General features: G+C 60.0%; 28 protein-coding genes and 1 pseudogene. 6 read left to right on the forward strand and 23 right to left on the reverse strand.

What is annotated here, in order from left to right; translation table 11 throughout:
• Positions 1-245: 245 nt before the first annotated feature.
• From GBRO_RS07015 to GBRO_RS07075, 13 genes are all read right to left on the reverse strand, one after another.
• Positions 246-467: a helix-turn-helix transcriptional regulator gene (locus tag GBRO_RS07015; RefSeq protein WP_012833279.1), complete on the reverse strand. Its 222-nt coding sequence runs from the start codon at positions 465-467 to the stop codon at positions 246-248.
• A 303-nt stretch (positions 468-770) separates the two neighbouring features.
• Positions 771-2,594: a recombinase family protein gene (locus tag GBRO_RS07020; RefSeq protein WP_012833280.1), complete on the reverse strand. Its 1,824-nt coding sequence runs from the start codon at positions 2,592-2,594 to the stop codon at positions 771-773.
• Positions 2,595-2,597: 3 nt separating this feature from the next.
• A complete protein-coding gene (locus GBRO_RS07025; protein WP_227892861.1) occupies positions 2,598-3,209 on the reverse strand; it encodes a helix-turn-helix domain-containing protein in 612 nt (203 codons plus the stop codon).
• Complete coding sequence (locus tag GBRO_RS07030) at positions 3,196-3,819, reverse strand: antirestriction protein ArdA (RefSeq protein ID WP_012833282.1); 624 nt, start codon at positions 3,817-3,819, stop codon at positions 3,196-3,198. Before GBRO_RS07030 ends, GBRO_RS07025 begins: the two co-directional genes overlap by 14 nt.
• 144 nt (positions 3,820-3,963) lie before the next feature.
• A complete protein-coding gene (locus GBRO_RS07035; protein ID WP_012833283.1) occupies positions 3,964-4,293 on the reverse strand; it encodes a hypothetical protein in 330 nt (109 codons plus the stop codon).
• An 86-nt stretch (positions 4,294-4,379) separates the two neighbouring features.
• On the reverse strand, positions 4,380-5,417 hold the full coding sequence (locus GBRO_RS07040; RefSeq protein ID WP_012833284.1) for a DNA-methyltransferase: 1,038 nt from the start codon (positions 5,415-5,417) through the stop codon (positions 4,380-4,382).
• Complete coding sequence (locus GBRO_RS07045; RefSeq protein ID WP_012833285.1) at positions 5,414-6,406, reverse strand: replication-relaxation family protein; 993 nt, start codon at positions 6,404-6,406, stop codon at positions 5,414-5,416. The genes GBRO_RS07040 and GBRO_RS07045 overlap by 4 nt, the downstream gene beginning before the upstream one ends.
• Complete coding sequence (locus GBRO_RS07050; RefSeq protein ID WP_012833286.1) at positions 6,403-8,616, reverse strand: type IV secretory system conjugative DNA transfer family protein; 2,214 nt, start codon at positions 8,614-8,616, stop codon at positions 6,403-6,405. The genes GBRO_RS07045 and GBRO_RS07050 overlap by 4 nt, the downstream gene beginning before the upstream one ends.
• A complete protein-coding gene (locus tag GBRO_RS07055) occupies positions 8,609-8,869 on the reverse strand; it encodes a hypothetical protein (protein ID WP_012833287.1) in 261 nt (86 codons plus the stop codon). The genes GBRO_RS07050 and GBRO_RS07055 overlap by 8 nt, the downstream gene beginning before the upstream one ends.
• Before the next feature lie 262 nt (positions 8,870-9,131).
• Positions 9,132-9,326: a hypothetical protein gene (locus GBRO_RS07060; RefSeq protein ID WP_012833288.1), complete on the reverse strand. Its 195-nt coding sequence runs from the start codon at positions 9,324-9,326 to the stop codon at positions 9,132-9,134.
• Positions 9,323-9,898: a hypothetical protein gene (locus GBRO_RS07065; protein ID WP_012833289.1), complete on the reverse strand. Its 576-nt coding sequence runs from the start codon at positions 9,896-9,898 to the stop codon at positions 9,323-9,325. The genes GBRO_RS07060 and GBRO_RS07065 overlap by 4 nt, the downstream gene beginning before the upstream one ends.
• Entirely contained in the window at positions 9,895-10,119 is a 225-nt protein-coding gene (locus GBRO_RS07070; protein ID WP_012833290.1) for a hypothetical protein, read from the reverse strand. The genes GBRO_RS07065 and GBRO_RS07070 overlap by 4 nt, the downstream gene beginning before the upstream one ends.
• Complete coding sequence (locus GBRO_RS07075; RefSeq protein ID WP_012833291.1) at positions 10,116-10,463, reverse strand: hypothetical protein; 348 nt, start codon at positions 10,461-10,463, stop codon at positions 10,116-10,118. The genes GBRO_RS07070 and GBRO_RS07075 overlap by 4 nt, the downstream gene beginning before the upstream one ends.
• A 138-nt stretch (positions 10,464-10,601) precedes the next feature.
• Between GBRO_RS07075 and GBRO_RS07080 the strand changes: the two genes are divergently transcribed.
• The 4 genes from GBRO_RS07080 to GBRO_RS25180 all read left to right on the forward strand — a co-directional run bounded on the left by GBRO_RS07080 (position 10,602) and on the right by GBRO_RS25180 (position 13,309).
• Positions 10,602-11,726, forward strand: a complete 1,125-nt coding sequence (locus tag GBRO_RS07080) for a hypothetical protein (protein WP_012833292.1) — start codon at positions 10,602-10,604, stop codon at positions 11,724-11,726.
• A gap of 217 nt (positions 11,727-11,943) precedes the next feature.
• A complete protein-coding gene (locus tag GBRO_RS25950) occupies positions 11,944-12,570 on the forward strand; it encodes a hypothetical protein (protein WP_147290635.1) in 627 nt (208 codons plus the stop codon).
• Positions 12,571-12,631: 61 nt separating this feature from the next.
• Positions 12,632-13,075, forward strand: a complete 444-nt coding sequence (locus GBRO_RS07085) for an HAD family hydrolase (RefSeq protein WP_218565790.1) — start codon at positions 12,632-12,634, stop codon at positions 13,073-13,075.
• A gap of 39 nt (positions 13,076-13,114) precedes the next feature.
• Entirely contained in the window at positions 13,115-13,309 is a 195-nt protein-coding gene (locus GBRO_RS25180) for an HAD family hydrolase (RefSeq protein ID WP_227892932.1), read from the forward strand.
• Between the two features lie 1,077 nt (positions 13,310-14,386).
• Here the strand turns inward: GBRO_RS25180 and GBRO_RS25190 are convergent.
• The 3 genes from GBRO_RS25190 to GBRO_RS07095 all read right to left on the reverse strand — a co-directional run bounded on the left by GBRO_RS25190 (position 14,387) and on the right by GBRO_RS07095 (position 18,614).
• Positions 14,387-14,989, reverse strand: a complete 603-nt coding sequence (locus GBRO_RS25190) for an HAD family hydrolase (protein WP_083775551.1) — start codon at positions 14,987-14,989, stop codon at positions 14,387-14,389.
• Between the two features lie 1,913 nt (positions 14,990-16,902).
• A complete protein-coding gene (locus tag GBRO_RS07090; protein ID WP_012833296.1) occupies positions 16,903-18,045 on the reverse strand; it encodes a hypothetical protein in 1,143 nt (380 codons plus the stop codon).
• Between the two features lie 50 nt (positions 18,046-18,095).
• Positions 18,096-18,614, reverse strand: coding sequence for a GNAT family N-acetyltransferase (locus GBRO_RS07095; RefSeq protein ID WP_012833297.1), 519 nt, complete (start codon positions 18,612-18,614; stop codon positions 18,096-18,098).
• A gap of 346 nt (positions 18,615-18,960) precedes the next feature.
• Between GBRO_RS07095 and GBRO_RS07105 the strand changes: the two genes are divergently transcribed.
• Complete coding sequence (locus GBRO_RS07105) at positions 18,961-19,227, forward strand: helix-turn-helix domain-containing protein (protein WP_041920310.1); 267 nt, start codon at positions 18,961-18,963, stop codon at positions 19,225-19,227.
• Here GBRO_RS07105 and GBRO_RS27360 read toward each other — a convergent pair.
• The 5 genes and pseudogenes from GBRO_RS27360 to GBRO_RS07120 all read right to left on the reverse strand — a co-directional run bounded on the left by GBRO_RS27360 (position 19,193) and on the right by GBRO_RS07120 (position 23,569).
• Positions 19,193-19,762, reverse strand: a pseudogene (locus GBRO_RS27360) (DNA cytosine methyltransferase). The gene GBRO_RS07105 and the pseudogene GBRO_RS27360 overlap by 35 nt on opposite strands.
• On the reverse strand, positions 19,662-20,036 hold the full coding sequence (locus tag GBRO_RS26875; RefSeq protein ID WP_041919780.1) for a very short patch repair endonuclease: 375 nt from the start codon (positions 20,034-20,036) through the stop codon (positions 19,662-19,664). The pseudogene GBRO_RS27360 and the gene GBRO_RS26875 overlap by 101 nt, the downstream one beginning before the upstream one ends.
• Positions 20,037-20,102: 66 nt before the next feature.
• Positions 20,103-21,131 (reverse strand): DNA cytosine methyltransferase, encoded by a 1,029-nt coding sequence (locus GBRO_RS27690; protein WP_012833301.1) that lies wholly within the window; start codon positions 21,129-21,131, stop codon positions 20,103-20,105.
• A complete protein-coding gene (locus GBRO_RS25205) occupies positions 21,128-22,921 on the reverse strand; it encodes an ATP-dependent nuclease (RefSeq protein ID WP_012833302.1) in 1,794 nt (597 codons plus the stop codon). The genes GBRO_RS27690 and GBRO_RS25205 overlap by 4 nt, the downstream gene beginning before the upstream one ends.
• A gap of 357 nt (positions 22,922-23,278) precedes the next feature.
• Complete coding sequence (locus GBRO_RS07120; RefSeq protein WP_012833303.1) at positions 23,279-23,569, reverse strand: helix-turn-helix domain-containing protein; 291 nt, start codon at positions 23,567-23,569, stop codon at positions 23,279-23,281.
• A 660-nt stretch (positions 23,570-24,229) separates the two neighbouring features.
• Here GBRO_RS07120 and GBRO_RS07125 point away from each other — a divergent pair.
• Positions 24,230-25,513 carry a family 1 glycosylhydrolase gene (locus GBRO_RS07125; RefSeq protein WP_227892933.1) on the forward strand — a complete coding sequence of 428 codons (1,284 nt, stop codon included), beginning with the start codon at positions 24,230-24,232 and terminating at the stop codon, positions 25,511-25,513.
• Between the two features lie 147 nt (positions 25,514-25,660).
• Here the strand turns inward: GBRO_RS07125 and GBRO_RS07130 are convergent, their stop codons facing one another.
• Together GBRO_RS07130 and GBRO_RS07135 are read right to left on the reverse strand one after the other, a co-directional pair.
• The gene (locus GBRO_RS07130) at positions 25,661-25,981 is read right to left on the reverse strand and encodes an AzlD domain-containing protein (RefSeq protein WP_012833305.1); all 321 of its coding nucleotides are present in this window, start codon (positions 25,979-25,981) and stop codon (positions 25,661-25,663) included.
• Positions 25,978-26,751: an AzlC family ABC transporter permease gene (locus GBRO_RS07135; protein WP_041920311.1), complete on the reverse strand. Its 774-nt coding sequence runs from the start codon at positions 26,749-26,751 to the stop codon at positions 25,978-25,980. Before GBRO_RS07135 ends, GBRO_RS07130 begins: the two co-directional genes overlap by 4 nt.
• Between the last annotated feature and the right edge of the window lie 7 nt (positions 26,752-26,758).

Here is a 26,758-nt window from a genome sequence, read left to right on the forward strand (position 1 = left end):
GTGTGGTGACGCGCCCCCGGTTTCCTCGCCGGGGGCGTCGTCGTGTGCGAGGCCCCTGTCTTCGATCGCGTCACGCGACGACTGGTCGCACACGGGGCGAGAAACAGGCCTGAGAGGCGATCTGACGCCCGTACCAATGCGATCGGTCACCTGATACCCGCCACGTGGTCCGAAGCCGCCAGCGGCCGATATGGCGTCCATCATGCGATCCGTCATCCCGGCGTCGGGCACGCCGTGCTCGACCCTCATGCGACGCCCTCCGCCTGAGCAGCCTCGGCCTGAGCCTCAAGGCCGGCCAGCCACCCGACGATGGCCGACCTGCGCCACAGGCGGCGGCGGCCGACGACGATCGACGGCGGTAGATCGCCCCGGCATTCCAGCGCGCGCAGGGTGCCAATCGGTATGCCGGGCACTAGGTCTCGATGGATCTCCTGATACCCCATGTACGGGTCGAGATCGTCTGACATGTCGTTCGTTCCTCACCGATGTGTCCGCCCGGCCCCCGTGTCGGGACCGGGCCATCATCGGCGGCGCGTCGTGGTCATGTAGACCACAGTACCAGCGATGACCAGCACTACCAACGCGGAAACACTCTGTGCGGCAAGTGTATCCATTATCTCACACGCTGCCCGTCGCCGGATCGTGGCCCGCCCTCAAGGCCGACAATCCGACCCAACAAGGCGTCCCGCAGTGGTCCCGCAGTGGTCCCGCAGGACGACCAACACAAGGCGATGGATCATGTCGCAACCAACGCAACCAACGAAATGCGATTAGCCTGCGCCACAGTTGTATTGGAACGAAAACATGCCCTGAACTGGTACGGGTGAAATCGGCACGAATCGCGTTCGCATCGAGTAGGTCAGGGGTTCGATTCCCCTTAGCTCCACCAAAGTGTTCTTACTCGAACCGGTGCCCGAAAGGATGTCGGCGAGGGAGAGAGCCAAATCAGAAGAAGAGTCGTCACCCGTACGCTTCGAGGCCCCCGCCAGGGGGTCTCGGTTTGCGTTTGCGGCATCGGTGGTCGCTTGTGCTCTCGTGGTGAGTGCGTGTGCAGCGTGGAAGTCTGCGAACGGCGGGTTCTGTCGGCTTCCCTGAACGCCGTGCTCGTCGATGTAGAAGTACTGGTAGAAGGTTTGGTTGAGGTTGCGTCGAACGGTGTCGTTTCCGTCTCGGTAGAAGGTGTCGGGGTGCGATACGAGGTCGAGGGCGTCGAGGAGCACTCCTGCGCCGACGGCGATCTCGGCGGCAGCGTTGGCCAGCCCGGCTTCCGCAGCCGCGCGATCCGTCTGAATCTTGCGGAGTTTGGCCCTGACCTTTGCTTGTGGGATGCCGTCATCAGCGAGGAGATCAAGCAGGCGGTCCTCCTTGCCGTCCAGTTCCTTGATCTTGCGGTTCAGGGCTGCGTGGAGCTCGGTAACGCTACGTTGCTCGTCTGCCACGGCGTCCTCAAGCAGTCTGCGCACCTCAGCGACGAAGGAGGCTGGCAACGCCAGCGTCAGGTAGTGGTCAGCGATGGCCTGTTCGACTCCATCGGCGGGCAGGTGCGGCAGGTCACAGATGCCGTCCTGCCGCCCTCGCCACATGAAGTACGCGTAGCGCCTGCCCGAACGGCCTCGGGCTTCGGTGTAGATGAGCCGTGTCATTCGTCCGTTATGTTCGCACCGAGCACAGAACAGTGCCCCCTTGAGGTAGTGCTGCAGTACACGATCGCGCTGGCCGCTCTTGCTGCGGAAATCAGCGACTTCTTGAACCCGGTCGAACAACTCCTGATCGACGATGGGCTCGTGTCGGCCTTTGAACACATCCCCTTTGTAGTTGATGTAGCCGAGGTAGTATTGGTCTCGCAGCATCCGGTGTAGCGATTTGAACGTCATGGGGCGTTCGGGATATTTCGGGGTTGCGCGTGTGGTCAGGCCGAGATCGGCCATGGTCGATTCGAGGCGTTCCAGACCGTAGTCGCCGGTGGCGTATAGCTCGAATGCCTTGCGGATGAGCGGTGCCCGTTTGGGGTCAAGTTCAACGGTGTTGATCTGCCGACCTTCGTGCTCGATGCGGACGTTGCGGTAGCCGATCGGCGCTTTGCCCGTTGTGCCGCCGTTGGTTGCTTTGTGTTGCAGCTTGATGCGGATGTCTTCGCCGTTCTGCCTGTTTTGGATATCGTTAAAGATGTCGGTGACTGCCTCCATGGCATCGGCAAAGACGCCGTCACCGAAATCCTCGCGCGCGGAAACCAGTCTTACGTGCAACTTGTCCAGTAGTCGCTTGGTGATCGCGGCGTCGATGTAGTTACGGAAGGCGCGGGATCGTGCGTACACGATGACGTAGCGCACGTCCGGGTTCTCACGAAGGAAGGTCAGCATGTCCTGAAAGACTTGCCGCTTCTCGATCGTGGAAGCCGAGACACCGGGTTCCACAAACTCACGCGCGACCGCTGCGCCGATGCCGTCCGCTTTGCGGGTTGCAACCTCGCGCTGGGTTGCGATGGAATTTCCATCGCGATCGATGTCGATGGCTGTGTCCATCTGTTTCTTGCTTGATACGCGTAGGTAGAGCACGGCCTTGTCGGGTTCGTTTGATTCCGTCGCGTAGGTCATGGCTCAGTACTCCTGTGGTGCGCAGGGGCATTGGGGGCAGTGGTTGGTGCGCTGCGGGCACGGATCAGCGATGGTTCCGGCGTGGTGACAGCCGCGGGAGTGTTGTGCTGGCGGTGTGCGGAGGCTGTCGATGTAGCGTTGGGCGTTCTCGACTACGGGTTTGGGGAGATCGGCATATTTGGTGTGGAGGTAGGTGTCGATGTCGGGGAGGTCGTCGGCGGTGAGCCAGCCGACGGTGGTGAATAGTTCCATGGGTTTGATTCCGAGCACTTTGGCGATGGCGATGAGGCTTTCGACGCGAGGTTTGGCGATCATGCCCTGCTCGATGCGCCACACGGTGCCGGTGTCGACGCCTGCGCGTCGGGCGACTTCGTTGACGCTCAAGTTCTGCTCGTTGCGCTTGGTGGTGAGCAGATTGATGAGTTTTACGGTTTGATCTGGCGTCATGGTTATTGCATCCCCTTGTATCACCCATTGTATAATGGACCATTGATCAAAATCAATGGATAAATACAATCCCACACCGCGATTATTTGCAATTTCGATATGTTCTATTGCATTTCCGCGAATATGCCCTTCTTGGCGACTAGTACTGCGTGTGTCAGCTGTTGGCATTGAATATCCAGACTCCGCCGTCGGGGTTGGTGATAGTGGCGATATCGCCTGATGCTTCGAGGTCGCAGGCGATGGCCGCATAGTCGATGTGGGTGTACTGCTGCACATACTCGGGGAGCTTGGCCAGCTCGGCGATGTAGCCGAGATCGTCGGCCATCTGCTCGGCGTAGTCGGTGACGGAGCCATAGTGGCCGAGATAGTCCTCGTTGAAGGCGTCAGCCTCGGAATCGGGATCGATGTCGTCGAGGTCACCGTCGAGGGTTTCGACCCAGGCGGCGTAGGCGTAGCCATGCTCGGCGATGCCGCGCGCGATACGGGAAATCTGTTCGATGGAGTCGTATTCGCCGACGCGCCAGTGTCCGAACTGGTCGTAGTCGTGCATAGCGAACTCTTCGGCGCCGGGCTCTGGCGAGCGTGCCAGCATGGCGGCGATATCAGCGTGGATGTCGTCAGGGTTGCGGGCGGCGTCGAGCCAGACACCGTGCAGCCGTCCGTTGACATAGTCAGCGAGGCTGGCGACATAGATCGCTGGCCTCGGTGACGGCTCAGCCTCGTGCTGCCGTTCCGTATCCGGGGTTGTTGGTCGTGGTTCGTGGTGTGAGTCATGCATTCTCACCTCCTTTCGTGTTCGTGATGGGTGTTGTTGGGCCGGGCGGGAAGCGGAGAGTCGATGTGACTCGATCCGTTTCCCCGCCCGTACCCTGGATGCACCCCGTGGTGGGGTGCTGTATCTACGGCCGTCGGTCCGGCACGGTCATGATGCGGTATCGCCTCCCTTGGTGCTCCGGCGTGTACGAGACGTGCCGGTGGTGGTGGGTTCGCCCCGGTCGGCGAACAAGGTGGCGATGGCCTGCTGGCGGGCCGCGGCTTCGCGTTCGATGTCGGCGCGCGCTTGGGCGGCTTTGCCGGCCAGTTCCGGATCGTCTTTGGCGCGGGCGATGTGCTCGGCGATGGCGATCTGGATTTCATCGGTGATGGTGCCGTCACGTAGCTGGGCGATGAAGCTCAGCTGCGCATGGACGTCATGCTTGAGTTTGATGCCAAGGGTTTTGACGCCTCGCATCGACTCGTCGGGTGTAGACATTGCGACCTCCTCGGTGCGCTGCGGCCGGTAATCACGAACTGTGGTTACGGGGACGGCCGCATGACACCGACGAGGCACGACCGGGGTCATGCGGCGGACCTTTCCGGTGGTGGCGGCAATCGGTGCCGTCGTGCCGTCGCGATCCGGTCCCGTGCCGCGGCGGCGAAGTCTGGGTTGAGTTCGATGCCGTACCAGTCACGTTTCAGGTTCTCGGCGGCAATAGCGGTGGTGCCGCTGCCCATGAACGGGTCGAGCACCAGTCCGGGCTCGTGATCGGCGTTACATTGGCAGGTTGGGGTGATAGCGGCGCGGGTGGCTGTTCCGCCGAGAGCCCGTATCACTCTGCGGGTCCACGGGCGTCGGCAGCGGGTGCAGCGGGCTTCGGGGCAACCGGCGGCGATCATGCGCTCGGCGAGCCGCAGCGGGAAGATCGCATGGTGGGCGCCTCGGTAGCCGCCCGGCGTGATCGTCCAAACATCACCGGGGTTCTTGCCTAGCGGATGCCCAGCTCTCCCTTGGGCTTTGAGTGTCTGCAATCCGGTGGCAGCCATGCCGTTCGGCCCGCGCCACGCCTCACGCGTCGTCGCTTGCCCCTCATCATTTGCGCGAGTTGAGCTTCGTGCGGTTCGCAGAGGTTCGCGGATGGCGTCGAGGTCGAAAAAGTAGTGCGGTTGTCTGGCGAGCACGTAGATGACTTCGTAGGTGCAGTTGAGCCGGTCGCGGACACTCGAGGGGACGGGATTGGGTTTGGCCCAGACAATTTTGTTGCGGATGAGCCAGCCGTCATGGTGCAGGCGCAGCGCCAGGCGTTCGGGTGCCATCAGCAGGCTTTTGCGCGCCGCGCCCTGGGAGGCGTGACCGGAGTACGTGTCGCCGACGTTGAGCCAGAACGTGCCGGTCGGCACCAAGATCCGCCCGGCCTGTTCGCTGATGGCCGCCAAGTTGTCCACACACTGGTCGACGTGGCTTTCGAGGCCGAGCTGGCCGTCAGCGTTGTAGTCTCGTAGCCGGAAGTACGGCGGACTGGCGACGACGCAGTCGATTGAGCTGTCCGGTAGTTCCTGGAGGCGCGTCAGCGCGTCACCGATGACAATCCGATTCCGCCGTATTTGTTGGCTGCTCATACCGCTCCTCCCTGCTCGATGAGCGACACCAAGTCGTCGGGCGCGATGATCCGAAACAGTGCGCTGGGAAGCCTGCGGTCGGCCGCAATGCCCTCGGCAAGAGCGTGGCGACGGCGCGCAGCCTTCTGCGGGTTTGAGTGGGTCATCGACCAGACGACGAGCGGGAACCCGCCGTGGCGGTCTTGCTCGATCCCGGTCTGCCGATAGGCCTCGTACTCACGGCACTTGGTGAGCAGCGTTGGAATATGTTCGCTGCCCAGGTCGATCTCGATGAGCCAGGCGGTCACGTGGTCGTCATCGCTGGCGGTTTCGGCGAACAGATCGGGCTTGAGTGTTCGTCGCGCCGCTCCGATGCCGGTGTAGGTGCGCCACGAGCCGGGTTCGACCGCACCGTCCGCGAGTTCAAATCGGCCTGTCCGACTGGCCACCGTGAGCGCGATATGGGCATCAGCGATGGCCAGCCGGTGGTCGACGAATCGGGTAGTCGGCTCGTACCGCAGCCGGCTACTGCCACGCCGTGCACCGGTCAGGAGTCGGTCCCCGGCTACGCCGACGTGGTAGATGAAGCCACGCGATCCGGCACGGGCACCGCCGATGCGGCGATCGAGAGTGTCGAGCACACGCAAACCTCGGAGTCGGGCGAGAATGCGGCGGGTGACACGGCCACGCGCGTCCGCCGCAACGGAAGCGACGTGCAGCGTTTCGATCTGCCGGGCGGTCATGAACCGGTGTTCGTCGACCGATCGGAGGATAGCCATGTCTCGGTCGCTGAGACGGTCACGGATACGGTCGACGGCAGCGCCAGATAGCCGGCGCAAGGTGTCCGGTGCGGGCGTTGTGGTGCCCTGTGGGGCACCACTATTCCCTGACGGTAGGGATACGGATTGCGGATCTGCCAGGGGCGATACAGGTGATACGGACGACACGATCGGACCAGCGAACGGATCACCGTTCGCCGCCCCGCCCGACCCGATTTTCGGCCCGTTCATGCGCGCCTCCGTCGACGCGGCCCACCGATATCCTCGGTGCCATCAGCGGTGGCGGCGCCGTCGAGGAGTGCGGTGAAGCTGGCCTCGATTTCGGTGACGGGACGGCCATAGCGCTCGCGGCTGCGACGGCGAATGTCGGCCGGGTCGCTGGTCGGTGCAGGTGATGGTTTGGTAGTTCCGGATGCCCAGGGCTGCACGGTGTTGTCGCGGACGAGGCTGGCGTAGACGTGATGGGCCGGCAGTGAGGTGAAGTCTTCGACGGCGAGCACACTTTGGCCGGCGGTCATGTCTTTGGCATCACCGGCCTGGAGTTGGAACGTGATCCGGGAACGTGCGTTGTTGCGGAAGGCGTCGAGCATCGCCGGTGGCAGTTGCTTCTCGAACTGATGCGCGAGGTGAAACCCGGCGCGCAGCGACCTGGCTGTGGCGAGGGCGTCGCCGAGGTCGGTGGGGATACCGCGGATGTAGTCCTGGGCTTCGTCGATGTAGACCATGACCGGATCGCGGTCGGATTCGGGAACCGTGACCCGTTCGCGGATGGCCTGCCACAGCTCGGCAATCACGATGGCTCCGAGGAGCTGCGCATTTTCCGGGCCGAGTGCTCCCTTTTGGAGCGGCACCAGCAGTACCTTTTTCTCGGTCAGCACCTGGCGAACGTTGAAGTTCGGGTGTTGCTGGCCGAGCACATTGCGAAGCGGGTGATTCAGCAGTGGCCGCAACTTGTTACTCAAGGGGGCGATGGTGGTTGCGGCGGCCTCGGGTGAGAGGCTGTCGAACCATTGCCAGAACGGGCCGGAGGCGAACGGATCGGACTGCATCACCCCATGCGTCATCCGACGACGGAAACCGGGATTGGTCAGCAGAAGCGGCAGCATCACCAAGCTGGCGTCATCACGACGGGCCAGCAGATCGAGGCAGTTACGCAGAATGTCGGCCGAGCGCGGCCCGAGCCCGTCACCCCAGATAGCTTTAAGCGTGCCGAACAGAGCGTCGGCTACCACTTCGGGCGGGCGACCGTGCCGATGTGCCGGGTCGAGCGGATTGATACCGACCGGTGCCTTGCCGAACGGATCGAGCACAGCGATGTCGCCCTGGCGCTTCTCCGGGATGCCTGTCAGCAGATCGGTGATCAGGTCTTTGGGCTCGATCACCACCAGCGGTCTGTCAGCCTCGAGGTCCTGGAGGATCAGGTTCAGCAGCAACGTTGACTTGCCGACACCGTTCGGTCCGATCACCCAGGTGTGGCGCAGCGCATCGGTCACGTTGTAACCGATCGTGCCGTCCGTGCCGGGGGCACTGGCGTCAGCAACGACCCGCTGCCCGGTTTGTAGCGCGGTGCTCGGCCGCACCGGCCGCGGATGTCGCGGTGGTTGACCGGGAAACTGTTCGTCGCGATCAGCGATCGGCCAGCCCGACAGCCGAGCGACTTCGGTCACCGTCAACCGCTGCGACGGGGTGAACATCGACCACGCGGCACGCGGCATGTTGACCCGGTCCGGCTTTTCACGGCGCAGCATCACCCGCACATCCGGCGACTCGGTCGTCCCGATGGCTGCCGCCAGGCCGGTCAGTAGCACTTTGCGACGTTCGGCGCTCGCCGCCTCGACCCCGAGCCGCACGGCAGCGGTGAACGCATGCTGGCCAAGTTTCTGCTGCAACGCCGCCTGCGCTCCGGGCCGGGTATCCGAGAGGACACCATGCAGCAGCTTGGATACGACCGGTTGGTCACCACGAGTCAGTTGACGGGGAGCGCTCGTCGGGTGGTGGCGCGGGCCGAGCACGATCTGAATCGTCAGCCGCTCACCCTTCCCCACCGCGGTGAGCGCATGCAGGATAGAACGGTGTGAGGCCACCGCGTCGACGGGCTCAAGCTGGCGCATGGTGGTGCTGAGCTGAATACGGCGTGCGGTGCTGATGCGGCCCCGATCACTCGGATCGAAGCTGGTCACGATGGCGCCATCGACCAGCTGCTCAACGGCCCGGCGAACGGCCACCCGGTGCCGGAGCTGCGAGCCGATCAGGTACTCCACACCCGTCACATCGGCACGGGCTTCCAAGATCAGCTGCGGCGCATGGGTACGCGAGGCGAAATGCCGCAGCAACCCAAACGCAGCAGCATTCGTAAACGTCTGCGGCCAAAACGGTTGCTGCCACACCAGCGATCCCGCCGACACAGGGTCCTCACTTTGACGATCCAAATCGTCAGTCATCGGCGCCAGTGTCCTTCTCCGTGTCGGGCTTACCGGTGGCCGGCGGCGCCGCGGTCTGGCCGTCGCCATGCTTCATGGCCTCGTCGATCTCGGCAGTCGCCTCGGCCTCCGTCAGCGCCATCGCAATGACCGCCCGACTGAGCTTGCGCAGATCCGGCGGATCACGACGCACACCCCGCACCACGATCTGCCGATCGCCCTTCGGGGCACCGCGAGCACCCCGCCGATAGTTTTGTCGTCCTGTTTTCGACATAGGTATCCTCCAATCTGAATTACGCGATAAAAGAATGGGACGCATTGAATTCGTGCAATCCGCAGGACATTGTGTATTGAATTAAATCAATAAACAAGAGTTGCGGGATGGTAGTCGATCCTGCTTTACCTCAACAAACAGAGGTCAAAGAACAGTATTTCGATAAATGTGAAATTGACAACGACTGCCCGTTACGGCGATTCTGGGCGCGGGACTAGCGCGACAGTAGCCACCGCTCGACGGACAGTCGATGGAAACCATCTCACCAGCCACGAAAGCGCCGATAAACCAGCGCGCCTCCGCCACCGACAATCACGACGGTGGCCAGCGTGATGCACAGCGGCACCCAGATCTCCCGCAGAATGTAGACCGCACCGTAGAGCGCCATCGCGGCGACCAGGACAGTCACGCAGATATTCAGCAGCCGGCTGGCGAGACCGCCAGGGTCGTCACTCACGACGACTCCCGGCGGATCTCGCGCAAGATGCCTTGCTCGAACCCGTAGCGCTGGCACTCCAGGTCGAACAGCTCTTGATCGGACGGAAACCGGCGCGCCACCGCGTTGATGATCACCTGGCCGAGCGTGTCGGCTTTGAGGAAGGCATATTCCAGGCTGTCTCGGGCGAACCCGGCCCGTTCGAGCTCCGACAGGTGTCGAAGCGCCAGTTCATACTCATCGGGCAACGAAAAGCTCAGCCCCAGCTCCACATGCGCTATATCGTGAACGAACTGCCAGGCGAAGTTGAACTCCGGGGACATCAGGATCACCGTGGATGAGTTCTCCGACGACACCGACAGTGGGTCGCCGGTCTCCTGGGAATTGACGTAGGCGGCACACAAGTCCGGATACGTTGACGGCGCGTCGGGCTGCGGTATCCAGGCGAAACCACATTCCTGCACTCTCGTTGCAGCGGCGGTGAAGACCCACCGCGTCAACCTCCGCCTGGCCTGATCGATCTCCTCAGTTGAGACGTAGTTGGCCTGCCGATCATCCAGCGGCATGGCGTGCTGGGAGACGACGTCTGTCATCTCGGGCCAGCCTGCCGTCGCTGTGCGATATCTGTCATCTGCTGGATCGCTGACGTCGTCAGCCGGTTGATCCGGGCCTCAGCCAGTCGGCGTTCCCGATTGATGCGGGCAACCTCCAACTGCCGATCGGACTCGTCGCAGACGCTGAGCACGAAGCCAGCGAGGAACAGCACCGCCAGAATCGCGGCTACCAGCACGAGGCCGACGAGAAGTCCGGTCATCGTCGGTTCACCGCCCGACCAGTACCCGCGACGATCTGACCGACACCCACGACGGTCATCGTCTTGATGAAGTCCAGGTCGCCGGATGCAGCTGGTGCCGCGAGGGCGAGTTGTTGCTGCACTTGCGATACCAGGGCCACCTGCTGCATGGCATAGGCGCCGGTGCGAGCAACGGCATCGACCTTAACCTGCTGAATCTCGCCAGCGGCAGCAATCCTGGCTGTCGTGATGTCGGTGCCCTGGTCGATGGCTGCGAGGTCGCGGGCGGTTTGGCGGGCCAGCCGGCCACCGGCAGATGATCGGTTTGGGAGGCTGGACGGCGTGTAGGGCTCGATGGACGACATTGGAAGACTCCTTCTGGTCGGTGCGAATGTGCTGGTCACGACGCTAGGGGTCACGTGGAGGTATAACGAGCGGCAAAGTTGGGGGCAAAGTTGGCGGCCAGATGCGCCCAAACGTGTCAGCGCGTGAATATTGGTTCTATGACCACACGTCCCGTCAGCGATTTGCACCGAGCCATCGACTCATTCGGCCGTAAGGCGCGCCAGCTTTCGGTCGCGCGCTTGCTGGAGTTCGACGGAATCATCGTCAGCTTGCGGCCTGAGCTTCGGGCCGGATCGCCTGTTGATCGACGTGCGTTCGCCGAAATGGTGGAGACGGAGATCCGGACCTGCGTTGAACGGTTTGACCCGATCGACAAAAGAATTGCCGACGCTGTGCTGGCGATCAGCCCGGAGTTTCACGACAAGACAGTGACCGAGCGCCGCCAGTACGTCGATGAGCACGACGTGGGATTCACGGGTGATCAGTTCAAGACCAGGCGCCGCCGCATCGTCGGGGATATCACCGCCCATTTGGAGTGTCACTTCGGCACGGGAGCGCTCTCGGTTGCCGATCGCCTGGACGCAGCCGGGAGGAACCATGCACGCCAGGTCTTCTGGCGGCTTCAAGACATGGAAGTCCGGCTGGAGTCGCTCGATCTGGCTGCGCGGGCAATCGGGCACCTCCCGGCCGAGAGCGAGTACCGGCATCACGCCGAGAAGTACTTGCAGCAGCGAACGGTCCACACGGACGCGGTGCTGTGGGGTCTGGCGCACGCACAACGCCATCTCAGGAAGTTACAACGAGACTCGCGAGGCCGGGATGTGCTCATGACTCTGGGCGTCGAGTGGTGGGATACCAACATCCGCATCCCGTTCGTTGACTACGAGATTGCTGAGCTTGTCGGAATCCTGTCCGACGATGACGAGGCTTCAGCTGCGGTCAGTGCCTGGATTGAGAGCACCCAACGTGGGCGCTTCGCGCACGCGCGATGGCTGGCGATGCTCGGCACCACTACCAAGCGCGGCGGAGTCGACGACGAGAACAAGTATGACCCAATACGGGAGAGAGCGCGATTGATCGGCAACATCAGGGCACTCCTCGCGCTGGTTGCGGACGCGTCTTCTAGCGACGTGATGCCCAAAAACATTCGTTCGGCGCTGGCCGATCGCGTGCTGTGGGACACACTGCTCTTCGGTCCGACGGAACAGGGCGCGACCTTCAACGACTGTACCGGTAGCCAGGTGTTTCGAGCAGTCCGCGCGGCGATGTCAGACCGACATTGACCTGTTCAACTGGGTCGCTGCGTTTGCGGCTGGCGCAACATGATCACAACCAACGCCAGACTACCTGGCCTTGGAGGGCTCTAATCCGCGTACAGCACTCGGGGTCGCGGCGAGGGCGTCCGGGTGCCGATTGAGTGATCACAGCTGCTCGCTAGTTGGCGTCCACAGTCGCTCGACCGGTAGCATACAATGCCAGGAAACCATAGGTGAGGTATTGGTGACGCGTGTGATTGGACCAACGGTCGTCCGCTGGGAGTACTCAGCAATGATGGATGCGCTTGAGATGGCTTCATCTTACTGTATGGACGTTTTGTCACTCCCAACTAAGGAAACTAGAACAGACCAAGTGGCAGATGCCGCAGGGGCGGTAGACGCGGTCCTTGCTAGCGCAAGCACAAACTTCGAGATATCCCATCGCAAGAGCGGCGAACCATTGAAGCAATGGGACGTGAACCCCATTTCGGGTCGCACAAACCTGATGGCAGGTCTATACGATTGCGGAATATCGACGGTAAGAGCAGATGAGACTGGAACAGAATTTTTTGCGGCGATCGCAATTCCAGTCATGGGTCGCATCTACGGTACCGACGGAACTACTGTCATTAAGAGAACCCGAGACTCATCGACTGGTCACATGATTGAACGGATATTTCAGAAGCCTGCCACGGATGTTGTAAGTGGCAGCAATTCGGGGATCGACGGTGTTAACCTGGCAACAGGGAGCTATGTCTACGATGCTGTTTTTGTTTTCGAAGGGCGATCAGGCGCAATAGGTAGCGCTCCTGAATCACCGGTAGATAAACGTGCAGTAGATTTTCTGATGAGAGCCATGTCGAGGAGCTAGGACTCGATCCCGCAACTGGGTATTGCCTCTTTTCCTGAGTATGGTATTATCTAAATTGGATATGAACCTCTACCTATTCGATATTGACGGTACTCTAGTCGGATCTGCCGATGGACACAAAGATGCCTTCGCGGTGGGATTTTCGAAGGTTTTTGGAATCTTTGCTAGTATTCACGAAGTTGACTTCAGAGGTTGCACGGACTTTCAGATAATCGCGATGCTCGCAGAACTGCATACGATTCGTCTGACGCAGGAGTCGATAGCGAATCTGGAGTCTGTTATGTCGGAATACTATGCTGACGTTGCTCAGAATTTGACGATTGAGCCCATTCGAGGTGCTCGTGATGCTCTTCTCAGTATCCGCGACTCGGGAAATTCTATCGAATTACTTTCGGGGAACTTGTCCAATATTGCAGAAATCAAGCTGAAAAAGGCCGGGATATTCGACCTGTTCGAGTCCGGTACGTACGGTGACTATGCGGACAGCCGAGTCGCGCTAGTTTGATCTGCCCTCGCTCGTAGCAGGAAAAGGATCGCTGACAACATATTTGTTGTGGGAGACACTCCGCAAGATGTCCTCGCTGCGACGGCCAACGAACTGAAAGCCATCGCCGTAATGACTGGTGGCTTTACGGAGCATGAACTGAAGGATGCGGGAGCATTATTAGTTCTAGATTCTGTATCTGATATTAATTATCTTGGTTCAATGTCATCGAACGAAGATGCCATAGCTGCCTAACAGTCCCTAGTCCCGGCACTAGTAACAGAGATACGAATCCGATATACCAGCCAGAGTCTTGCGAAAGGAAAATTCCATATACAGCTAGCGCAACCAGTATAAGTAAGACCTGACTGTACGCGACAACATTCCAGAAGTAGGACGGATTCAGGACAGAGAACCGATTCCTGTATGATTCCTGCAGATTGTCGGCAAGTTTATCTGCGTCTTCAAGTATTAGCGCAAGGTCGTGCACAGACAAAGTGACAAGTTTGCGAGCAGACGCAAGTTTGAGGGCCAGTAGCGCCCAGCTTGTTTCCCAAGCGTCGTGGTACCAACTTCCGTCTAGTCGCCGCCCATCGCTGAATAGATCATCGACGCACGCAGAAACTCGTGCAGAGTGAGTGGGGTGCGTGCTAGCAGACAGTCCAACTAGTGCGGAACAGTATTCCACGAAATTCGCCTTCGTGACATCTACGCTTCCTAACCATGCGCCCAGTTCGTCACACTGAAGACGAAGATCTATATTCGCCTCCGGCGCAGCCACGAGCGCAGAAGAAACCTGACCAAGGCAATAAGGAGTCGCTGGATATATCCGCTGTGTACGAAGAATTGACACCCATTCGGGGATGGAATTGGAGTCTGGGCGGCGCGCAGTAACCGTGATCAATAGCTGTGCGATATGGTGAGGCTTTAAATGAGGGTCAGGCACGAGTTGGGACAGGTAATCTGTTGCTTGATCCACCCATGTGTCGGTATAGGCCGATCCGGCTAGGGCGTTTGCGGCGACAGCCGTGTCCCATACGGTCTCTAGCTTCCCGTTGGACGAGGAAGCGATAACGTGGCGGGCAGCGCGTTCGAATCCGTCACTCTGAGACCAACCGGGTTGCCAACTTCTGATCGCCTTAACTGCGATCGCCGTATAAGCTGCGCTATTATTTCCGAATCCGCCTGAGGGTAGTTGTGACGAAATAAGCCATTCTATGGATTGCCTCAAGCGCGGGTCGGAACTCTCATCGACTGTGGTATCTACAGTGTAGCGGGATAGTTGTCTTCTGACATGATCTACAGTCATCCGAACACTACGGTCTGTCATTCCTAGATCCCCATTTGTTCGTTGACCACAGAGTCGACCCACAGGCCGTCACTATCTGCTTGTATCGCTGGGATGTTCGCCGACCGGGCCGCCTTCACGTTCAATGAGTCGTCATCGACGAAAAGTACCGAATCCACTGGCTCTTTAGCGATCTCTAGCAACTTAAAAAAGTACTCTGTGTCTGGTTTTCGGCAGTGCATTTCAGATGAGCACGCGATTGCGTTGAATGTATTGAACCATGGGAACTTCAACCTCCAAATCGCCAGCCATGGACTGTAATGATTGGTCGCAAGTATTGTCTTAACCCCAAGTTTGGATAGCGTCAAAAGTCCGGCAACTCCATGGTTTATCTCTAAGAAGCCATCCAGAAAGATTGAGCGGATCTTTTCTGGATGTGTGCCGGTGACACGCGAAAGCTCATTCCAAACTTCAAATTCCGAAGACCTGCCCGTCTCGAATGGAGTGCGGACGTGGTCAATCCATCGCTTCTTGGCTATTTCGGCTAAGTTCTCGTCGCCACCAGCAATTTCAAGCCAGAATCCGCCTCGGGTAGGATCGGTGAGTAATACTCCTCCGAGATCTACTGCTAAGGTAGAGTATCGCACTGCTGGTGAGCCTCCTGTAGGTGGCGTTCGACTATCCGAAGTGCCGTCCGGTTATTACTCGAGATAGTTCCTTGGCTGGCGAACTCTATCCAATCCACAACATGGCGGCATCCATCGATGATTTGCATCGGACTGGCAGAGAACGCGAGACGACTCACTAAATCGCGGTTGGCGGAGTCTCTGGATTCATATCTCCTGGACGGTTCCCGGAAATTTGGCTGCCCGAGAGTTCGGTCCTCTAAGTAGCAGAGTAGAGCTTCGACGACGCCGGTGAGTCTGCAACGTGCGTTGATGAACTCACCTCGTCGCAGCTGAATGGAGACGTTCATCAGGTGATAGATTAGTCCATCTAGCGTGTTATCGATCCCGGCGCGGGGGGAGGATTCCCTGTTCAAGGTATTGCGACGGATCGTCTGGTCGGGATCCTTTATTATTCCCTCAAGCTCGTAGAACAATGTCGGCCATCGACGAATGTCGTCCTGCCTGGATATATGAAGCACCGAAAAGTCCACACCGAAGCCATCGACTATTGAATGGAATTTCGATAGGCCGTTCCAATATATTAAGTGAGGATTTAGTCGGCTCGAAAGAAAGAGTTCTCGCACACGTTCTCTATCCCATCTGTCTATATCCTTGGTAAACAGGAAATAGTCAAGGTCTGATAAATTATCAGAGTTCTTCTTGGATTGAGATCCGACCAGAATGGCTGAATATATGTCAGGAGATCGGCAAATCTCGGCTCGCACTCTTTCTTCTACGTCCTCCCTGTGCGATGAGGTCACTTGACTAGACCTTTCGCGCGAGCTGACTCCCGGAGTCTCTCGGTAACTGATGCCAATACGAGTTCAGGTGTAGGCTCGGACGAACGAGGAAAGTCCAAGAAATATGGCCAGTCGTCGTCGTGCCAGAAACCTCCGCCAAATCGCACCGGAGTACTATAGCGAGGTATCCCGTGAAAGTGGACTGACGGGTCGTGCTGCATCGAAGCGACATAGTTGAAGTGCGCTGGTTGAAACGCATGAGTAATAACTGACTCGAAGGCCCACACCGCCTTCTGGAAATCCCGGATCTCTCGCTTGGTTAGGTCGGGTATCCGAGGTACGTCGCGTTTCAGTAAGAGCGCGCAGCTGCCAATTGTTATCTGTCGTCGCCGTGCTGCAACTATCCAGTGCTTGGTCTGTAGGATCTGTGTATCCTCTAGACGAAATCGTTGCCAGTGCGGTAGGTTAGTCAGCGTCGCTCCTGGTGCTCGATTCCGGACAGTCTTTGTGAATATTATACGATGTGAGCACGACTCGCGTGTCGTCTGTACGAATGAATAGCCGTGAGGGCTTTCAGCTCAGGTTCGCGATTTCCTTCCAGCCGTCAGGCTGGTCGTATCGGCGGCACTTTCAGGACTCCAGCTTTTTGGGCTGTCATCATGCGGCGTTGGACTGCAAACTAGCTTGGCGACTTATCTGCGCGCGTTCGTGCATCAAGCTCGGCGTGACCGTGATGACCAGCGCGGTTGGTCACCTCCACATCGATCTTGGTCGAGGTCGCGGGCGCGTCAGGGTGAGGGCCTGGCTATGTTGCTTTCGCGAATGTGTTCGTATGGGGGTCTGATCTGTGACGTTGGGGCCATCCGGTCCACCCGAGGCTGTCCATTGATCACAGCTTTGGCCTGCACGGCATCAGTCTGGTAGTTCTGTACTGAGAATCCAGACGGCCACAATCCCCTGTTTCGGCATCACCCATCCGTCGAACCCGATGCTGACGGTCTTCTCCGGGACGCTTGGTGGCATCGCGTGGCTGCGGACCTGTTTGCTGCTGGCGATGAACGCGATGAGGCGCATTTGGCGATGCCGCAGTCGCAGTCGTCCAGGCCGACGTCGAGGCCCGCAACTTGACAGGGCCAACGTTCATGGGTTTTGTCAGGCTGCTTCGTGTTGGCGGTCGTCGTGGGGCAGTTCAGTGTCGACTGTCCAGGTGAATGTGAAGCCGGCCTTCGGCATCAACCACCCGACCGCCTCAACTGAGATCGTCTTACCGTTGGTGTGTTCGGGACTTCGTGAAAGTTGTGTTGGCCGAGTGGTAGCAACCGATTCAATGACGCGCATGTCGACGATGTTCGTGTTCGTGTAGTCGAACGACACGGTCATGTTGCGCGCTGGCTGTGGCAACTCGAAGTAGAGCCGATGCCCCCAAACGGGCGTCACAGTGCGGAACACTTGCCGTATGCGGACCGGCTCGCCGGTTCTTGCGCCCGCGTCGAGGTGCACCGAGTACGTCTGACCCTCTTTGCGGACTGTGCGTCGGATCGGCTGCGGCCGACCATCGACAGTGAGTTCGAGTAGTTCGTAGCTCTCGCGACTGGACGCGTCCATACCCGGCCGTGGCTTCATGAACCACGGCGATGTGGCCGGTATATCGAGGAGCAGGTCGTTGTACTCGTCCCGGTCGGACACGCAGGCGAAGCGGCGGACGCTGCCCGATGGCACGGTGGTGTACTCCCACTCCACGGTAACGTCGAACAGAGCAGCACCGGAGGTGCTGCTCTCTAGTGCACTAGAGAGACGGATGCGAACTTCCACGTCGTGCCAGCGTTCGGCTGCGCGGATCGCCTGATCGCGGATCTCGCTGTAGATCTCGCGGGCGAACTGTTCGTCGCCGAGACGGAGACCCATCGCGTTGGCAGCGATGTCGTCGAGCAGTTCCGGGGTGGCGACGCGTTTCAAATCGGCGGGTTTGATCGCGAAGGCTTCGAGTACGGCGTCTCTGATCTCGGGGATTTGCTGGCGATTCACCTCGGCGTACTGTGCGACGGCATTGGCGGCCTGGGCGCGACGCGCGCTGTAGTCCATGATGCTGCCGATGACACCGGCGGCGATGAATGTACCGCCGATATCGCCCAAGGCGGCACCGTGGAGCCAGTTCCACATGCCGAGGTCGGCGCCGGTGATCGAATTGTTGAAGATGGTGAGCGCCCACCCGACAAGGGTGAACGTGACGGCGACTAAGGCAGTCCTCGTTTTGAGGAGATCAGAAGCCAGAGATCGTGAGTCTTGCTGCGCCATTGCTTATGGCTCATTGTAGCAAACATGCAGTTCAGTGCATAGATTTGTGTTCACTCGCCGTGCTGAACAAGTGCCATGATGTCGACGTCAAGATGTGAGCCACCGTGGAAGTAGCGCTGGCGGAGTGAGCCTTCGTGGACGAACCCGAGAGACTCGAACAGCTTGCGTGATGGATCGTTGCCGTCGACGATCCAGGCCTCAAGCCGGTGTAGACCAAGGTGATCGAACCCCCACCCGACCATCTCCGAGACGCCACGGTGCCCGTATCCGCGGCCACGATCGGCCGGCGCCCAAATACAGATGCCGACTTGCGCCACGCGGTTGCGCCAGTCGATGGCGTGGAGTGAGCATTCGCCGACGAGGCGGGAGGTCTCATCGACGAGCACAAAGCTGTACTCAGTGGCCGGAAGTGGACCTGAAGTGGCAGTGATCTTGCGCTGAAGTTCTGCCGAACTGCGAGGGCGCCAGTACGGCGAGCCGTGCTGGGCAAGCTCTTGCCAGTCGCTACATACTTCGAGAATCGCGGGGATGTCGGTTTCGGCGAGCGCGCGGAGCGACACCGTCGTCATGTGTTTCTCACTTCTGTCGCTGGACGCTGGGTGTCTTTGTGCGATGACTCCGAAGTGGTTTGTCAGTACGGAGGTCGTGGATGAACGAAACTGCGGTGTACGAAAAGACTTCGTACACCGCAGGTCTCGCATCTTGCATGCTGGTCGCCAATCAGGCGATCTTGAAGTCTCCTCCGCCGGTCATGGTCACCTCCCTGGTCATCTGGGTCAATCCGATCCGTCCCGTCTGGCCGTGTATCGGGCCTATCACGGTCTGGTCAATCTACGCCTATTACGCATGGGCCGCAAACGCATGCGTACATTTCTCTCTGGTCGATTAGACACGGGTCGGATGGGGTTGGACATCATGTCTGAGAACGCCAAGTCTGCCCTCAAGCCTGTCCTCGTCGAGTTTGGCCGGCGTATCCGTGCGCGCCGCGAGGAACTCGGCCTGTCGCAGGAGGCGGCCGCTGTATCTATCGGCATCCACTGGACGCAGCTCGGCAAGGTGGAGCGTGGGCAGCGGTCGGTCCGCGTCGAGAACATCGTCAAGATCGCCGCCGGGTTGAGTACGACGCCCGGTGCGTTGCTCGACGGAATCAGCGCACATGTAGGAGATAACCACGGTGGATGAGGCCGTGGCGCCTGTCCAGATGAGCAACTGCTGCTGCGTCGACGATCGACAGGAACTTGGCGATAATGACAACAGAGACGACGTCCGTGGGTTCGCCGCCACCAGAAGTCCTTGGATCGTTGACATCCTTGGAACCAAGGTTCGAGAACCCTTGGCATGGCGGTCCACCGATCACCACCTGCGCCTTCGGGATCTCGCGACTTCTCACCGACGCGATGTCGCGCTAGATCGTGTGATCCTCGCCAAAGTTGGCGGCATAGGTCGCGGCAGCGTGCAGGTCGAACTCGACGGCCAGCAGCGGTTCGAAATCCTCGGCCACAAAACCGCTGGTCATGCCCCCGCAACCGGCGAAAAGGTCGATGAGTGTGCGCAAGGGTCCAATGGTAAGGGGCTGGTACGACAATCCGGCGTGGCGCGCGGGTCGGAACCCAATATCACGCGCGGTGGACAGAATCGACGATGGTATCGACGGCGGTTGGCGTTGGCACGTGCTCCCAGACGCGGACAACGGTCCAACCCGAGCCCTCGAGTGCACGCGTCTGTTCGAGGTCTCGCTCGGCATTCCGTTCAAGCTTGCGACGCCAGAAGTCGGTGTTGGTTGCAGGTATCTGGCCGTGGAGTGGGCACAGGTGCCAGAAACAGCCGTCAACAAACACTGCAACCCGCTTCTTCGTGAAAACGATGTCGGGGCGGATCAGCCGGCCGTCGACACGGATTGGGTAGTCCTTGCGGTATCGGAAGCCGCGGCAGTGAAGCACCGATCGAATGGCTCGCTCGGGTGAAGTCTCAGAGCGTCGCACTGCGGCCATATTGCGCGAACGGGTTGCAGACGGAGCGACCAGATCACCTCGTCGTGGGGATGTGTCCACGTTTGATTACAGTGACTCGACTAAGGACAGCCCGATCTTCCGGGCCATCAATGGGGGTACTGCATTCCCTACCTGTCGCGCGCGCGAAGTTAGACTGCCTTCGAATCGAAAACGCCGCGAGAACGTCTGAATACTGGCAGCCTCGCGGAGTGAGATTGCCCGATCCTGGTCGGGGTGTCCGAACCGCCCGTTTGAGTACGAGAGACATCGGGTAGTCAGGCCCGTCGCTGGTCTGTCCCACCACATCCGTCCATACGCGTCTGTATGTCCGCCATGAACTTTGTGACATTCGCTAACCAAGGCTTCGTCCCAATCGCGTCGATCGCCACCTTCGGGGGTTGCCTGGATGCGAAGTCGATTTACATCGGACAGTCTCATCGCGGCATGGTCGTCGTCTAGAGGGTGGACATCACCGTCCGCGATAGCTGGGAGATCACCTATAACCTGTCTCACCGTGCGGGCAGGCCTACCTGCGATCGCGTGAGTCGGGCGCGGCATTCGCGGCTCGCCGATTCGGGAGGCCAGAACCACAAGCCGGCGGCGTTCTTGAGGCACACCAAACTCAAGCGCACGCAATACTCGAACGTTCACCGCATAGCCGTCACGCGAAATCGCCCTAAGGAACGAATCGAGTGGACCCTTCCTTGACTGCAGCTGCAATCCTGGAACATTTTCAATGACTACTAGATCAGGGTGAAGTGCCAGCACAAATCTCTGAAACTCGCGAAGTAAGTTTCGACGGGGGTCGTTGGCGCTGCGATTGCCATTCTGGCGCGAGAATGGTTGACACGGAGCACACCCTGCGAAGAGTGTTACTGCGCCACTCGGAACTACGTCGGACACTTGTTCAGTAGACACGTTTCGAATGTCACCCTCGATAAAAGAGGACTTCTTGAAGTTCCGCTTGAAAGTAGCCGAAGCATCAGGGTCTGAGTCCAATCCAGCTGCAATCTGCATCCCCGCGCTCCTGAACCCGGCGCTGGTGCCACCGCACCCTGAGAAGAAGTCTACGACGGCAACCTCGTCCGTTCTCATGCGTCGACTGCCTGCGCAAAAGTTTCAACAATGACGCGAATTCCGACGAGAGTTGGGTCATTGTCATCAATGGAGTTCAACGCCACTCGCTGTACAGTGAATATTTCGCCACCTGTAGGCTCCGTTCCCAGACTTTCCATCGCGAAAGTTTTCCACGCTTCTTTGTAGTCAGACTGCGGGCCACCTTGGGTGGCTAGCCAAATAAATTCCTCAGGTGTACTGCACGGCAAAAAATTTACGAAAGATCGTCGCCACCTGATTGCAGTTTCTATGGAGGACTTGCGAAGTTCGGCGGCATTCTCTTCGTTTGATCCATACGGGAGTTTGGGACTCGTTCCGTTCAGTGCAGCACGGAGTTCATTCTCCAATTCACTTTCCGCTATCTCCTTAGGGTCGCGAGGGTCGTTGCATTTCTGATCTCCGTCGAGTAGTAAAAGGAGGTTTGTCCTGCCTTCATGAGACCACATGGGCACATAGTGTGACCACAGAGTCTGAGCTCCTCCGGGAATGTAGTCGACGTTTACCAGTGGGGCGCTTGAAGTATTCGCGATAGCCTTTTTCACCAACGCCTGGGCAACCCGATCCTCAACTACTACAGTTAGCCGGTCATAGGCGGCCCCCAGTGACTCGAATGCGACGCGCGGAGACGATGATTGTGTCGGGATGTCGACCATTGAATCGTCGTCCCGGATTGTTAGCACCTTGATCGCATTTGATGGCAGCGCTCGGACCATATCTGGGGAATGCGTTGCGTAGACAATTTGATGTAGCCGTGTCTTAGCCGCAAACATCAGAAATTCAACTAGTGCGTTTTGAGCAGCTGGATGGAGTGATATTTCCGGTTCGTCAAGCAGTATTAGTGAGCTCTGCGGCGCAGAGAGCATCCGCATTACTAGCATCACGGCAGCGAACTCGCCTGACCCCGCAAATGCCTCGGAGTATGATATGTCGTTGGACTTGAGTAATACAGTCCAGCCGCCGGATAATCGAAAATAGCGGTGCTCGATCACGCGAATTGAACTATACGAGCGGCCCAGTATTACTTCTGCCCACTTCTTAGTATCACCTGACAGCTCGGTTACGGGACTGATAATCCGATTGTGTTGGTAGTATTCGTCCGAGTCGAGTTCCCGCTTGATGGCGCTAGCCAGCCGCATGGATCTTCGTCGAATCTTACGTTTCCTTTCGCGAAGTGCATGCAACGGCGGCTTCGTGTCGTTATGTAGGTCCTCAGATTGAAAGAATGCCCAATCGAACGCTGATATTTGGGATCGAAAGTCAATGTACTCGACGTTCTTGTGGATCGTGTTCCACCTAGTCTTCGAACCATCTGCAGGCGGATTATCTGGATATGGATATCTCTCCATGTTGTCCGGCGGGGTGAGAAGTGGTCGGCTGGGCTCAAAAAGATCAGGATCTATCTCATTTTTGGAGCGGGCGCTCCTTAGACGTCCGATTCGTGTCTTGATTACCTCGACTTCGGGAACGTTGGATTCGGACTTACGGCCATAGATGAATCGATGTCTGTCTTCAGATGAAATCTCATCGATCGCCGTTCCAAACCAGTAGTTTCCCAAGTCGTTACCACGCGGTGCGCCCTGAAGTGCTCGGAGAATCGCGGTCTTATTGCATCCGTTCGGACCAACAATCGCTGTTATCGGATGCGAAAATTCGATCCGGAGGTCAGTGGCCAAGTTCTTGAATCGAGGAAATCGAATGTAATGTATCGTCGGCTCAAATAGGCCTTTCGACCACATCTGACTGAGGGCCCGCTGATCGGGGTCGGACACCGCTACTCCTCTCACGTGTCGTCGGCCATGCGGCCTCAGCGTTACATCGGATCGACGATAGTCTAAGTTGGGCCTTCCTTGGTCGGAAACTCCGACGTGTCGCGAGCGGTGATTACGCCGGACGGACCGCTGATGCTGGATCTGACCGGCGGAGTCAGAGCGGCCGGGTTTCATCTCTGCTGTCGTGCGGTCGTCAATCTTCGGCTCGCCCAGTCTCGCGTTGAGAATGTGTCGTGGTCGGCTTGTCTGTATGGTCAGCGTGGGAGTCGCATCGATCTTCCGTTCGGGCCGACTCGTTGGACTGCAACGAATTCACCGAGGTGCAGCAGACCGCCTGCGGGGTGCTAGGGAGTGCCGCTACGAAGGCGTCGAGGTACCAGGCCATCCCGGGCGTGGCCGAATCCTGACGCCGCGCTTCTTGAGGACGTTGGCGATGGTGGCGTGGGAGACGCCGAAGTGGGCGCCGAGCGTGGCGAGTGACTTGCCTGCTTCATAGAGCTGTGCGGCTTCGCTCACCTGTTCGTCGGTGAGGCCTTGGCGACGGAGCGGAACGCCCTGTTCGCGGAGGATGGTGGCGACGCGAGTCTTGGACATGCCGTAGCGGCTGCCGATGTGTTGGGTGGTTTGGCCAGCCTCGTAGGCCTGCACGATCTCGGTTGTGTCTTCCGCGGTGAGGAAACGTCTGGAGCGCGGTGGCGGGGTATCAGGACCAACCCGTGGCGACCGGCGTGGCGACGACCTGATCCGTTCTCCCAGGTCACGCCACTTTATTGACATGTGCGCAAGTTTCGAGTTTCTTCGGATTGCCTCCACAGACCGGACAGGCAAAGGTCCTTACTCGAACCATCTGCACCGACGCTGTTCTCTGCGAAGCTGAACTTTCCCGGCCCCTGATCACGTGGTGCCGAGGTGGACGGTAGGTGTGGCTATAGTCGCTGGGTGACGAACACTCCAGCGAGCCCCATCGACGTCTGGTGGCCGAAGCTGAATGAGCAAATCCGATCGGTTGTCGTGAACAACCTATGGTCACCCCTCGCGCCGTACACGCTTGGTGAGATTGCTCGCCTTGGTGGCCCGTCGACTGATGGCACCTCGTACTTCGTCCTCACCGATGGCGAACGGTATTTGCCGCCAGAGGCAGTGCAGTGGCTGACAAGCAGCGGCGAGTTCGATCGGCCGGCGAGACCTGCGCAGCCGGATCCGCGCGCGGCTTACTTCAGACGCTCGTGGCCGAAGCAGTGAATCTGGAACACTGAACTCCATGACCGCCGCGATCCCTCTCGGTATCGACGACGACTGATGGCAGCGATGGTAACGGTAGTGCTCGGGATGGCCGGGTTGACGGTGGCGACCCCGCCCGCCGACGCCGCGGTGCCCGATCTGGGGCCGGATTTCCAGTTCGGCGTCGCCCAGTCCGGGTTCCAGTCGGAAGGCTACAACCGGGACTCCAACTGGTTGCGCTACAGCAATCAGGGCAAGGTGCCGCAGCGCGTGGGCCGGGCTGTCGACTTCTTTCATCAGTACGCCGGCGACATCGCCCGGGCCAAGTCGCTCGGCGTCGGGATCTATCGGACCTCGGTGGAGTGGTCACGCGTGGAACCGGCACCGGGACACGACGACCCGGCCGGCTGGGCGTTCTACGATCGGGTGATCCGGGCCGTCGTCGACGCCGGTATGCGTCCGATGATCACGCTCAACCACTGGGTCCATCCGGGTTGGGAGGTCGATCGTGGCGGTTGGAATCGGCCGGGGATGGCTGCCGATTACGTGGCCTTCGCCAAACGCGTCGTGAACCGGTATGCGTGGGCCAAGCCGACGTGGATCACTTTCAACGAGCCGACGGAATACGTTCGGCGCGAAGTGCAGTACGGCGGTGTGCGACCGGAGAACTTGGGCCGCATGGTCGACGGGATCATCGCCGCGCATCGAGCGACCTACCGCTACATCCACGCCGTGCAGCCGGGTGCGCAGGTGTCGTCGAATATGGCCTTCTTTCCGGTGCCAGGTGTGCAGGCCTGGCTGGAAAGTCTGTTCCCGCAACGGATGCTGGATTCGCTGGACTTCATCGGCGTCGACCACTACTACTCGTTCTCGGTGACCGACGCCTCGGTCGCGAACGCCGCAACCGGGCAGATGTGGAAGGCGTCGCAGGCACCGGAGAGCATGTACTACCTGCTTCGTCATCTGGCACAACGCTTCCCGGGGAAACAGATTCGAGTTATCGAGAATGGGCTGGCCACCGATCCGCATGGTCGGCGGCCCGACGGCTACCGACGCGGAGATCACCTGCGCGACACCATCTACTGGGTGCAGCGCGCTCGCCAGGACGGTGTACCGATCGTGTCGTACAACTACTGGAGCCTCACCGACAACTACGAATGGGGTGACTTCGACGCCCGGTTCGGTCTGTACACCGTTGATGCCCAAGGTGATCCGACGCTGACACGCCATGCGACCGACGGGGCGGCAGCCTTGCGTGCGATCACCAAGGCGCATGGCGTGCCGCGCGGATACCGGCCGACCCGGATGCCGGTGCCGTGCTCACTGGTGACCGTCCCGGACAGTTGCACGCACCCGGCTGTCGTACGTTGACCGGGCGTCGAATCCCGTTAACCGGGCGTTGATCGGGTTCATTGGTCGCCGGAGTGGCGCACACGCCGTCGTCTCTGTCGTGTCGGTGCAGCCGCGAACCTGTGCACGTGCCCGATGAACGTGTTCACCAGCACGGTCAACGTGGCCTCAGGCCACCCCGACAGCACGCAGACCGGCCGCGGTGGCGGCTGCCAGGATGACGACGACGGCGATCGGCGCCTTGCACAGCGCGGCGATCACCCCGACACCGACCCCGGCCCGGCGGGCCCAACCAGCGAAGTCGTGGTCGACGAACAGGGTTCCGGTCAGCGCGACGGCCACCAGCAGAACCACGGCCGCGCGGTCGAGAAGTGCCTCGGTCGACGCCGAGATGCTGATCCGGTTGCGCAGTGCGGGGCCGGCGAGCCGGATCAGGTAGGTGCCCAGCGCCAGCACGCCGACGGCGATGCCGACCTCCCAGGTGTTCATCGTCGGACCTCCGCGTCGACGTCGAAATCTGTACGTGCGGGAAGCTTGGTGTGGATGGTGGGTTCGGCGTCGCCGGTGGGTTCAGCTTTCGACGAGCGCCCTATCCGTCGGGTCGCTTCGAGTGCGGCGAAACCGGCAAGCGCGCCCAACACGGGCAGTCCGGCCGGGGTGAAGGGGGTGAGCACGACGGCGACGCCGCCGCCGACGAAGGCGGCCAACAGTGTTCGACGTTCCCGCAGTGCCGGGATCGCGAGCGCGGCCAGCAGGGCGGGGAAGGCGGCGTCGAGGCCGAGCGCCTCGGGTGACGCGATGATCCCGCCCATCACCGCCCCGAGCGCGGCGCCCAGCGGCCAGGCCACCAAAATGCCTGCGCCACAGAGCAGAAACGCGGCGCGTGCCCGTCCGGGATCGCGTTCGGCGGTGGCCATCGCGGCCGATTCGTCGTTGATCAGGTGTGCGCGCACGAGCATGCCGGGTCCGCCGCGGAGGTGCTTGCCGACGGCGAGTCCGTAGCCGAAGTTGCGGGTGTTCACCAGGATTCCCGCGAGAGCGCCGACGATGGGCGCGCCGCCGGCCGCGATGATCCCGACGAACACGAACTCCGACGACCCGGCGAGCACCACGGTCGCGATCCCCACGATCTGCCACCACGTGAACCCCGCGCTGTGGGCAGTCACCCCGTAGGAGGCCCCGATGACGAGCACCGAGAGGCACATCACGACGACGGCGCGAACCGTCGGACCGTCGAGTGTTCTCCATGTCGAACGCATGCCCACT

Origin of the sequence: Gordonia bronchialis DSM 43247, from assembly GCF_000024785.1 — a bacterium.
GTDB classification, from domain to species: domain Bacteria; phylum Actinomycetota; class Actinomycetes; order Mycobacteriales; family Mycobacteriaceae; genus Gordonia; species Gordonia bronchialis.

Coding starts and splice junctions, on each gene's coding strand:
- GBRO_RS07015 (WP_012833279.1), bottom strand. CDS start 467: ATGTCAGACGATCTCGACCCGTACATGGGGTATCAGGAGATCCATCGA.
- GBRO_RS07020 (WP_012833280.1), bottom strand. CDS start 2,594: ATGACCTACGCGACGGAATCAAACGAACCCGACAAGGCCGTGCTCTAC.
- GBRO_RS07025 (WP_227892861.1), bottom strand. CDS start 3,209: ATGCCAACAGCTGACACACGCAGTACTAGTCGCCAAGAAGGGCATATT.
- GBRO_RS07030 (WP_012833282.1), bottom strand. CDS start 3,819: ATGCATGACTCACACCACGAACCACGACCAACAACCCCGGATACGGAA.
- GBRO_RS07035 (WP_012833283.1), bottom strand. CDS start 4,293: ATGTCTACACCCGACGAGTCGATGCGAGGCGTCAAAACCCTTGGCATC.
- GBRO_RS07040 (WP_012833284.1), bottom strand. CDS start 5,417: ATGAGCAGCCAACAAATACGGCGGAATCGGATTGTCATCGGTGACGCG.
- GBRO_RS07045 (WP_012833285.1), bottom strand. CDS start 6,406: ATGAACGGGCCGAAAATCGGGTCGGGCGGGGCGGCGAACGGTGATCCG.
- GBRO_RS07050 (WP_012833286.1), bottom strand. CDS start 8,616: ATGACTGACGATTTGGATCGTCAAAGTGAGGACCCTGTGTCGGCGGGA.
- GBRO_RS07055 (WP_012833287.1), bottom strand. CDS start 8,869: ATGTCGAAAACAGGACGACAAAACTATCGGCGGGGTGCTCGCGGTGCC.
- GBRO_RS07065 (WP_012833289.1), bottom strand. CDS start 9,898: ATGACAGACGTCGTCTCCCAGCACGCCATGCCGCTGGATGATCGGCAG.
- GBRO_RS07070 (WP_012833290.1), bottom strand. CDS start 10,119: ATGACCGGACTTCTCGTCGGCCTCGTGCTGGTAGCCGCGATTCTGGCG.
- GBRO_RS07075 (WP_012833291.1), bottom strand. CDS start 10,463: ATGTCGTCCATCGAGCCCTACACGCCGTCCAGCCTCCCAAACCGATCA.
- GBRO_RS07080 (WP_012833292.1), top strand. CDS start 10,602: ATGACCACACGTCCCGTCAGCGATTTGCACCGAGCCATCGACTCATTC.
- GBRO_RS07085 (WP_218565790.1), top strand. CDS start 12,632: ATGAACCTCTACCTATTCGATATTGACGGTACTCTAGTCGGATCTGCC.
- GBRO_RS07090 (WP_012833296.1), bottom strand. CDS start 18,045: ATGGCGCAGCAAGACTCACGATCTCTGGCTTCTGATCTCCTCAAAACG.
- GBRO_RS07095 (WP_012833297.1), bottom strand. CDS start 18,614: ATGACGACGGTGTCGCTCCGCGCGCTCGCCGAAACCGACATCCCCGCG.
- GBRO_RS07105 (WP_041920310.1), top strand. CDS start 18,961: ATGTCTGAGAACGCCAAGTCTGCCCTCAAGCCTGTCCTCGTCGAGTTT.
- GBRO_RS26875 (WP_041919780.1), bottom strand. CDS start 20,036: ATGGCCGCAGTGCGACGCTCTGAGACTTCACCCGAGCGAGCCATTCGA.
- GBRO_RS27690 (WP_012833301.1), bottom strand. CDS start 21,131: ATGAGAACGGACGAGGTTGCCGTCGTAGACTTCTTCTCAGGGTGCGGT.
- GBRO_RS07125 (WP_227892933.1), top strand. CDS start 24,230: ATGGTAACGGTAGTGCTCGGGATGGCCGGGTTGACGGTGGCGACCCCG.
- GBRO_RS07130 (WP_012833305.1), bottom strand. CDS start 25,981: ATGAACACCTGGGAGGTCGGCATCGCCGTCGGCGTGCTGGCGCTGGGC.
- GBRO_RS07135 (WP_041920311.1), bottom strand. CDS start 26,751: ATGCGTTCGACATGGAGAACACTCGACGGTCCGACGGTTCGCGCCGTC.